The organism is Rhodomicrobium udaipurense JA643 (genome assembly GCF_000636015.1).
Classification (GTDB): Bacteria; Pseudomonadota; Alphaproteobacteria; order Rhizobiales; family Rhodomicrobiaceae; genus Rhodomicrobium; species Rhodomicrobium udaipurense.
Map to the genome: position 1 here is coordinate 1 of NZ_JFZJ01000144.1, position 7897 is coordinate 7897.

General features: G+C 65.6%; 5 protein-coding genes and 1 pseudogene. 3 read left to right on the forward strand and 3 right to left on the reverse strand.

All coding sequences use genetic code 11. From position 1 onward, the window contains the following. The 3 genes from T281_RS15035 to T281_RS15045 all read left to right on the forward strand — a co-directional run. Positions 1–643, forward strand: a 643-nt coding sequence (locus T281_RS15035) for a ChuX/HutX family heme-like substrate-binding protein (RefSeq protein ID WP_037241151.1), incomplete at its 5' end; no start/stop codon positions are given. Between the two features lie 10 nt (positions 644–653). Beyond that, complete coding sequence (locus T281_RS15040; protein ID WP_037241153.1) at positions 654–1529, forward strand: heme/hemin ABC transporter substrate-binding protein; 876 nt, start codon at positions 654–656, stop codon at positions 1527–1529. Next, positions 1526–2605 (forward strand): FecCD family ABC transporter permease, encoded by a 1080-nt coding sequence (locus tag T281_RS15045; RefSeq protein WP_037241156.1) that lies wholly within the window; start codon positions 1526–1528, stop codon positions 2603–2605. The genes T281_RS15040 and T281_RS15045 overlap by 4 nt, the downstream gene beginning before the upstream one ends. Here the strand turns inward: T281_RS15045 and T281_RS15050 are convergent. The 3 genes and pseudogenes from T281_RS15050 to T281_RS15060 all read right to left on the reverse strand — a co-directional run. Then, positions 2597–4561 carry a sigma-54-dependent Fis family transcriptional regulator gene (locus T281_RS15050; protein WP_245269267.1) on the reverse strand — a complete coding sequence of 655 codons (1965 nt, stop codon included), beginning with the start codon at positions 4559–4561 and terminating at the stop codon, positions 2597–2599. The two genes, T281_RS15045 and T281_RS15050, sit on opposite strands and share 9 nt — an antisense overlap. A 404-nt stretch (positions 4562–4965) precedes the next feature. Then, positions 4966–6757 (reverse strand): annotated as a pseudogene (locus T281_RS15055) (ATP-dependent metallopeptidase FtsH/Yme1/Tma family protein). A gap of 358 nt (positions 6758–7115) precedes the next feature. Continuing rightward, positions 7116–7897: ABC transporter ATP-binding protein (locus T281_RS15060; protein WP_037241159.1), on the reverse strand; the 782-nt coding region annotated here is incomplete at its 5' end.

Consider the following 7897-nt stretch of genomic DNA (forward strand, 5'->3'; position numbering starts at 1 on the left):
CGGCGGGCTGGAGTTGCAGCTGTTTCTGAGCCGCTGGCATCACGCCTACAAGCTCACCGACGAGGGCGAGATGGGAATGATCATGACCAGCCTTCAATTTTTCGACGCCGACGGCACGGCGGTGCACAAGGTCTATCTCACCGAAAACAGCGACCGCGACGCCTTCGATGCCATCGTCGGGCGCTTCATGCACGCCGAACAGTCGAACGAACTCGACGTGACGCCGGACGCGCCTTCGCCCGATACGACGCCCCCCGCCGAGGGCACACACACCCGCGTTGCGCCGGGCGCGCTGCGCGTGGCTCTCGAAAAGGCGGCGGAAACGGGCGCGCCGATCAGCGTCGTTGTCGGCAATCCCGGCGCAATCCAGATCCACACCGGTCCGATCTCGAAGGTCATGGCGACCGGCCCCTGGTACAACATTCTCGATCCGCGCTTCAACATGCACCTGCACGAAGCCGCCGTCGACGGGGCGTGGGTGGTGCGCGAGCCATCCGCCGACGGCGTCGTCACCTCGCTCGAACTTATCGACGCCACGGGCCGCAGCATCGTGCAGATTTCTGGCGAGCGTAGCCCCGGCAAGCCTCAATCCCCGGCGTGGCGCGCGATCGTGGACAGCCTCCCCCTTTCTCATGCAGCGTAAAGAGGTTCAAATGAAGCCTGTATCGCGGCTCCTGTTGCTCGCGGCCGCTCTTGTTCTGGCCGCGCTTTCCCCAACCCACGCGGCCGACAGCGGCAAGCGGGTTATCACCGTCGGCGGCGACGTCACCGAGATCGTCTTCGCGCTCGGCGAAGGCCGCCGCGTCGTCGGTCGGGACACCACCTCCTCCTTTCCGCCCGAGGCCGGAAGCGTGCCCGATGTCGGCTATATGCGCCAACTCGGTGCGGAGGGCGTACTTTCGCTCAAGCCCGACATCGTGATCGCTTCCGCCGGGGCTGGCCCCGCCGAGGTGCTGAAACAGATCGAATCGGCGGGCGTGCGCGTCGTGCGCGTCCCCGATCCGCACAGCGTCGAAGGTCTGATCCAGAAGGTGACGACCGTCGCGGATGCGCTCGACGCGAAGGCGGCCGGCGCGGCGCTCACGGCGAAGCTTGCGCAAGACCTCACGAAGGCCAAAGCCGAGATCGCGGACCTGCCGGGCCACCCGCGCGTTCTCTTCATTATCACCGCTGGTGGAGGGCCTCCGATGGCTGCCGGTACGGGCACTGCGGCTGACTCGCTGATCCGCCTCGCGGGCGGCGAGAACGTCTTCGCCGCACACACCGGCTACAAGCCGATCTCGCTCGAAGCCGCAGCCGCCGCATCGCCCGAAGCCATCGGTCTTATGGACCAGACGCTTCAACAGATGGGCGGCGTCGACGCGGTGGCGAGCAATGCCGCGCTCCGGCTCACACCCGCCGCGAAGGAGAAACGCATTTTCGGCCGCGAAGGCAGCTACCTCCTCAGCTTCGGCCCGCGCCTGCCGCAGGCTTTGTCCGATTTCGCCCACGCCATCCGCGAGAAAGCGGCGGAGAAAGGAGCGCTGTGACAAGCGCCGCCATCGATGTGAGTGCCCGCATCCGCGACATGCGCGCGGCGCAGATCCGTACAAGACGGCTTTTCCTCGTGTGCCTCGCGGCGGGGCTCTGCGTGGCCTCACTCGCGGGGCTTGTCATCGGGGCCGTGCCGATCCCGCTCAGCGATGTTTTCGGCGCGCTCTCGCCGTTTCAGGACGCGCAGGGGCAATATGGCGAGATCGTGCAGTCCATCCGCATGCCGCGCCTCGTTCTCGGGCTGTGCGTCGGCGCGGTGCTGGGCCTTTCCGGCGCGGCTTTGCAAGGGCTGTTCCGCAATCCGCTGGCCGATCCCGGGATCATCGGCGTATCGAGCGGGGCCGCGCTGGGCGTCGCGTTCGTGATCGTGCTCGGCAACGCGGTGATCCCAGGCGCGCTTGCCATTGCCGGACCTTTCGCGCTTCCCGTGGCGGCGTTCGGTGGCGGCATGGCGGCGCTGCTCGGCGTCTACGCCCTGTCGCGACGCGCGGGCGCGCTGTCCGGCTCGTCGCTGATCCTCGCGGGCATCGCGATCAACGCGATTGCGGGCGCGGCGCTCGGCTATCTTTCCTTCGCGAGCACGGACGAACAACTGCGCCAGGTGACATTCTGGACGCTCGGCAGCCTCGGCCGCACGAATTGGGCGAGCCTCATCCCCGCCGCCATCGCCATGATTGCGGCGTCCGTGCTCCTCCTGCGCCTCGCGCCGGTGCTGAACGTCTACCTGCTCGGCGAGCGGGAGGCAGAGCATCTCGGCGTGAATGCCGGTCGCCTCAAGAACCAGGTCATCATGCTGTCGGCGCTCGGCGCCGGTGCGGCCGTTGCCGTCTCCGGCATTATCGGTTTTGTCGGGCTTGCCGCGCCGCATATCGTGCGCCTGTTCGCGGGCGCGGATCACCGCGTGGTGCTGCCGGGGTCGGCGCTGCTCGGCGCGCTGCTGCTCGTCTCGGCGGACCTTATCGCGCGGACGGCGGTTGCGCCTGCGGAATTGCCGGTCGGCATCCTCACAAGCGCGCTTGGCGGACCGTTCTTCCTGTGGCTGCTCGGTCGCTATCGCCGCGAGCTATTGTAACGGCGGCTCGCCCGGTCGCGTTTTCGGGCGCGGTCGCGGGCAAGCCTTGAGCCTGCGATAGAGCGTGTTGCGGCTGATGCCGAGGCGGCGCGCGGCCTCGGACATGTTGCCCTCGCTCGCGTGCACCGCCCGCTCGATGATGCTATCGGAACTGGCGCGAAGCGATGCGGCCACGCTGCTGTCGCAGCCCTCCGACGCGGCGGGGGCGTCGAGGTCTTGCAGATCCTCGATCAGGTCGTCCGGCAAATGCCGCCAGCCGATCATAACTTCGCCCGGATCGAGCACGGCGCAAGCAAACAGCAGCGCATTCGAAAGCTGGCGCAGATTGCCCGGCCAGCGATAGCGCGCGAACGCGGCGGCGACATCCGGGGCCAGCATCAGCGACTTGTCCGGCTCAAACGCCACGAGCATGCGCGCGACGATGGCCGCGAAATCGGTCCGCGCACGAAGCGCTGGAAGCTTCAGCGTGAGGCCGTTCAGCCGATAATAAAGGTCAGAGCGGAAACGGCCCGCCTCGACCTCGGCCTTGAGCGGCTTGTGGCTCGCCGCTATGAGCGCGAAATCCACCTTCGCGGGCTTCCCGCCGCCAAGCGGAACCACCTCGCGCTCCTGAAGCACCCGCAGCAGACGCGATTGCAGTGAAAGCGGCATGTCGCCAATCTCGTCGAGAAACAGCGTGCCGCCGTTCGCCTCGCGGATGCGGCCGGGCGAGCCCTCGCGGCGCGCGCCGGTGAAAGCGCCTGGCGCGTATCCGAAAAGCTCCGACTCGATCAGATGCTCGGGCAGCGCGGCGCAGTTCACGGCGATGAAGGGCGCGTTCTTGCGCGGGCCCGAAGCATGGATCGCGGCGGAAACACGTTCCTTTCCCGCCCCCGACTCGCCCTGGAGCAGGATCGGGATCGGCTTGCCAGCCACCTTGCGCGCGCGCTCGATCACGAGCTTCATCGTCTCGTCGCCCGTGTCGAGGTCGGCGAGCGCGTCGCGAAGCGGCAACTCGCGGGGCGTTTCCCGCCGACGCGCGGGCGCGATTCGGCTGCCCGGTTCGATGCGCAGGCAAAGCGGCCGCCCGGCGCGGGTCATGGTAGGCGCCACGCGGCCATTCTGGCGATGGGCGAGATCGCAAAGGCTCGGCATGTCGAACGACAGGACGGAGCCGATCGCTTTTCGGCCAATATCTTCGGCGCGTAGGTCGAGAAGCACCCGCGCCGCGTGGTTCGCGCCCGCGATGCGACCGTCCTCGGCGAGCGCGACAAGCCCTTCCGCAAGCGTGCCGATGCCCTCGGCCTGCGGATGAAGGCGCAGCCGCATCTGGCTCTCGTGGTGAAGCTCGAACAGCCGGTTCTCGATCATATGGCTCGCCGCGCTGACGAGACCCGACGTATGCGGATGGCGCACGCGATGATGGCCCGACACGTCGATGACGCCGAGAATCCGCCCGTCGGAGCCGGTCACGGGCGCGGCGGCGCAGGTCAGGAAGCGGTTGTGCTCAAGGAAATGCTCCGCGCCATGCACGAGCACGGCAGTTCCTTCGACGATGGCCGTGCCGATGGCGTTCGTGCCCCGGCTCGTTTCGTGCCACGATGCGCCGGGCTTGAGCGCCACGCGCGAGGCTCGCTCCACGAAATCGGCGTCGCCCAACGCCTCGATCAGCACGCCTTGCTCGTCGGCGAGGACAACCATGCTGCCGGAGCCGCGAACCTGCGCATAGAGATAATCCATCACCGGCCGGGCGCGCGTCAGAAGCTCGCGCCGACGCTCCAGCGTTTCCTTCAGGCGGGATGTGGATATGCGGTCTTCGGTGTTGAGCCGCCCGAATGGAACGAGCCCGGCGCCGAGACATCGCTCCCAGCTTCGCGAGACGGTCGCGCCGACGAGGGTGGCGGGCGGAATTTCTCCGCGGTCGAGCATCTTGCGGGCGCGATCCATCGACGACGCGCCTCGTGCGGCGTTCTCCATCGGCATGTCTCCCTGGCGGGATGCACTTCGAGGGCATCCTTAGTGTTTGGTAACATTCTCACCGAAAGAGGAGCTGCGACGCAAGAAAAACATCGCCATCGAAGAAACAGCTGTCACGTTTCAGGACAGTGTAACGAAAAAAGACCCAACCAATGAAACGTGATCAGAAAAAATACACGTTCTCCCCGCATACGGGGACAGCGTGCATTCGGCAAACTCTTTAGCCAGTCGCAGACCTTCAACGTCTTCGGAATACGCAATTCCTTCTTTCCCGCCACCGAAGCCGCAGTCGGGAGTAAAAGTGATTCCATGCGTTGCACATTGATGCTCTACCGGCAAAATGCCGGAAGAGCATGTCGACTCGATCTTTCGCGGCGCTTGTATCAAAGCGACCGGTCCAGCGTTCACGAAAGCGTCGGCGCGTGCTCGGCTTCCGGTGCGAGCACCTCATCAGGCGACGGGCCGTCGAGCTTTTGGCCGGGCGCGATGTTTACGAGCGGTGGGAAGTCGTCGGGCGTGATCGTCTCCTTCGCCAAAAGCAACGCCGTCCCCTCGTCGAGATCCTTGCGGCGCGCGTTGAGCGTCTTCTTCGCGTTCGCATAGGCATCGTCCACGAGCTTCTTCACAGCGAGGTCGATCTCGCGGTTCGTCTGGTCCGAATAATCCTTCGGCTTACCGATCAGGCCCTCGCCAAGAAACGCCTGACGTTGCGGCTCATAGACCCGCTGGCCGAGCCCCTCGATCATGCCGAAGCGCGTCACCATCTGGCGGGCGATGTCGGTCGCGCGGTCGATATCGTCGGCGGCGCCGGTCGAAATCTCGCCGAAGACGATTTCTTCCGCCGCACGGCCGCCCATGAGCACGGTCATGCGGTTCAGAAGTTCCCCGCGCTGGATCACGAAGCGGTCTTCCGTCGGCCGCTGCATGGTGTAGCCGAGTGCGCCGATGCCGCGCGGGATGATCGAGACCTTGTGCACAGGATCGACGCCCGGCAGCGCCGAGGCGACGAGCGCATGACCCATCTCGTGATGCGCGACGACCTCGCGCTCCTTCTTCGACAGCACGCGCGAGCGCTTTTCGATGCCCGCGACCAGCCGTTCCACAGCGCGGGTGAAGTCGTCCATCGTGACGTGCTCCGCGCCGCGACGCGTTGCGCCGAGCGCCGCCTCGTTGACGAGGTTCGCCAGGTCCGCGCCCGAAAAGCCCGGCGTGATGCCCGCCACCTGTTCGAGGTCGACGTCCTTCCCGGCCTTGATGCGCTTGATATGCACGCCAAGGATCGCGATGCGCGCGTTCTTGTCGGGGCGGTCGAGCGCGATCTGGCGGTCGAAGCGGCCCGCGCGCGTCAGCGCCGGATCGAGGATTTCAGGCCGGTTCGTGGCGGCGAGCAGCACGATGCCTTCGCGCGGGTCGAAGCCGTCGAGTTCGGCAAGAAGCTGGTTCGGCAAGAAGCTTCATCTTGCGCGCCTGTTCGAACAGGTCGCGGACACGCGCCGCGCCGACGCCCACAAACATCTCCACGAATTCGGAGCCGGAGATCGAGAAAAACGGCACGCCCGCCTCGCCCGCGACCGCGCGAGCCAGCAGCGTCTTGCCGATGCCGGGAGGCCCGACGAGCAGGATGCCCTTCGGCACGCGTGCGCCGAGGCGACCGTAATGATCGGGGTCTTTAAGGAAGTTTACGATTTCCTTGAGTTCGCCCTTCGCCTCGTCCGCGCCCGCCACGTCCTCGAAGCCGACGCCCGTCACCTTCTCGACGTAGATTTTCGCGCGCGACTTGCCGACGCTCATCAGCCCGCCGATGCCCTGTTTGTCGCCCATGCGGCGGATGAAGAAGGCCCATATCGCGAAGAAGATGAAGATCGGCAAGACCCAGGACAGGATGTCACGAAAGATGTTTTGCCCGGTACTGCCCGAAAATTCGATGCCCTGCTTTTCGAGTTCATTCGCGACCGCCGGGTCGACGCGCGTGGTCGCGAAATACTTCTTGCCGTCCTGCGGCGTCTTGAACTCGCCGCGGATCTGAGACGGCCCGACGACGACGTTCGTCAGCTGATTCTCTCGCAGAAGCTGCTGGTAGCGGCTGTAGGGCACCGGCTCGATTTCGTTGTAATTCGCCCAGTACACCTGAAACAGCAGCAGCAGCCCCAGCGCGACGGCCATATAGGTGAGATTGAGTTTGTTCTTCTTGTCCATCGTCCGTCCCAAAATTGCGCCGCGCCGCAAAATACCGTTTCGCCCGGCTTCACGCCTCGCCCTGTGCTTCCGGCAATAAACCACCCCCGATGTGAATGGATTCTCACCGGGAAAGCGGGTGGCTGCCCCATTTCGCTTTAAAGGCAAGTAAGTGCTGGATGGCGTTCCGGGAAGGCGAAAATGCCAAATTAAGCGCGCGAGGATAGCGGCTGCACAGAAATTTGCGCAGACGCCCCCGCTTGCTGTCCACGCGGATTGGGCCGGAACCATTCTCGCGTTTTCCCAAATCGCAGGAATGGGCCTGCCATCCGCTCAAGCGCGTCTGCCACGCGGGCCGCCATCCACTTCCGGACAGAACTCAGGACGCCAGCGCGCCCTCCTGATGGCCCTCAAGCTGAAGCCCGGCCAACCTTGCGTAGACGCCGCCCGCCCCAAGAAGCTGCGCGTGCGTGCCTTCCTCGACCAGTTCGCCGCCGTCGATGACGAGGATGCGGTCGGCGTTGATGACGGTCGCAAGCCGATGCGCGATGACGAGCGTTGTACGACCGCGCATCACGCGTTCGAGCGCGGTTTGCACCAGCTTCTCGCTTTCCTGATCGAGCGCGCTCGTCGCCTCGTCGAGAAGCAGGATCGGCGCATTCTTGAGGATGGCGCGCGCGATTGCGATACGCTGGCGTTGGCCGCCTGACAGCACCACGCCGCGCTCGCCGAGCAGCGTGTTGTAACCCTCGGGGAGTTGCTCGATGAAGGTGTTCGCCAACGCCGCTTTCGCCGCCGCGCGCACGTCCTCGTCGGACGCGTCGGGCGAGCCGTAGCGGATGTTATCGATCACCGTCTCGGCGAAGATGATCGTATCCTGCGACACGAGCGAAATCCGCTTCCGGAGCGCGGTGAGATCCGCCCTCTCGACCGGCACGCGGTCGACAAGAATGCGGCCCTGCTGCGCGTCGTAGAAGCGGAGAATGAGATTGAAGATCGTGCTCTTGCCCGACCCCGACGGCCCGACGATAGCCACACGCTCGCCCGGTCGCGCGATGAAGGAAACATTGTGCAGCGCGGGGTGGTCCGGCCGAAGCGGATAGGTGAAGGAGACGGACTCGAATGTGACCTCGCCCTTTGCGTGGTCGGGGAAGGCGCGCG

What these genes read in the sequence shown, in the direction of transcription:
- T281_RS15050 (WP_245269267.1), bottom strand. Translation starts at nt 4,561, where the DNA reads ATGGAGAACGCCGCACGAGGCGCGTCGTCGATGGATCGCGCCCGCAAG.
- T281_RS15040 (WP_037241153.1), top strand. Translation starts at nt 654, where the DNA reads ATGAAGCCTGTATCGCGGCTCCTGTTGCTCGCGGCCGCTCTTGTTCTG.